Source organism: Mesorhizobium sp. M7D.F.Ca.US.004.03.1.1 (assembly GCF_003998635.1).
Lineage (GTDB): Bacteria > Pseudomonadota > Alphaproteobacteria > Rhizobiales > Rhizobiaceae > Mesorhizobium > Mesorhizobium loti.
On sequence record NZ_RZQG01001396.1, the window covers coordinates 1 to 1,077 of the forward strand.

2 protein-coding genes are annotated in these 1,077 nt (G+C 58.1%); both read right to left on the reverse strand.

Annotation, left to right across the window (positions count from 1 at the left end; genetic code table 11):
• Nucleotides 1–438: ATP-binding cassette domain-containing protein (locus tag EN935_RS37370; RefSeq protein WP_164771766.1), on the reverse strand; the 438-nt coding region annotated here is incomplete at its 3' end.
• The coding region (locus EN935_RS37375; RefSeq protein WP_164771767.1) for an amino acid ABC transporter permease at nucleotides 425–1,077 on the reverse strand (653 nt) is incomplete at its 5' end. The genes EN935_RS37375 and EN935_RS37370, both read right to left, overlap by 14 nt.

A 1,077-nucleotide genomic window follows, 5' to 3' on the forward strand; every position in this document is an offset into this window, starting at 1 on the left:
CTGCTGCTGACCGCCTGACATCTGGTCCGGATAGGAGCCCAGCTTGTCGCCCAGCCCAACCTTCTTCAGCAATTCCACCGCCTCGGCTTCGACCTCCCTGCGGTCGCGCTTGCGGATTTTCACAGGCGCAACGGTGACGTTCTGCAACGCCGTCATGTTTTGGAAGAGATTGAATTGCTGGAATACGATAGTCAGAACGTTGCGGACCGCCTTCACATCGGCCCGGTTGTGATAGTCGACCGGCTTGCCGTGCAGCAGGACCTCTCCGCCTACCGGCGGCAGCAGGCCGGACAGGACGCGCAGGATGGTACTTTTGCCCGAGCCGGAAGGCCCAATCAGACTGACGATGGCGCCCTTGTTGACGGTGAACGACACGTCATTGAGGACTTTGTTGCCTGCGTATTCCGCCGACAGAGCTCTGGTCTCAAGATGGTGCAAGGCGCTTCTCCAGCCACTTGCCGGCAAGCGCCAGCGGATAGGACAAGATGAAATAGAGGATGAGCACCACGCCGAACGCCAGCACCGGGGATATGCCGCGATCGATGAAGGACTTTCCAACAAAGGTCAGTTCCATCACGCCAATTTGCGAAGCCAGTGCCGAGTCCTTGATGAACATCACAAAGAACACGAACAGCGTCGGGATGATAACGCGCCAAGCCTGCGGAATGACCACCAGGCGGAGCGTGTCCAGAAGCGTGAAGTTCATGGTCGCGGCAGCATCCCATTGCGCCTGCGGTATAGTCCCGTAACCACCGCGCACGATCTCGGTGATGAAGGCGGTAGCGATCATGCACAGTGCGATCAACGCCACGGTGAAGGTCGGCAGTTCGAACTTGGCAATCGAAAAACTGAAGAAGACCAGAAACAGCACCACCAGCGGCGGGATACGCCGGAACATCTCGGTGAATCCAATTGCCAGAATTCGCAACGGCAAAAGGGCCAATGATTTCGTCATCCGGACAGTGGCCAGCGCGAAACCGAAGACGGCGCCGATCAGGCAGCTGGCCGCCGACAAGCTGAAGGTGGCCAGAAACGCCTTGCCGAAGAAGAGCATATTGGTCGATGTGAAAAGCGTCG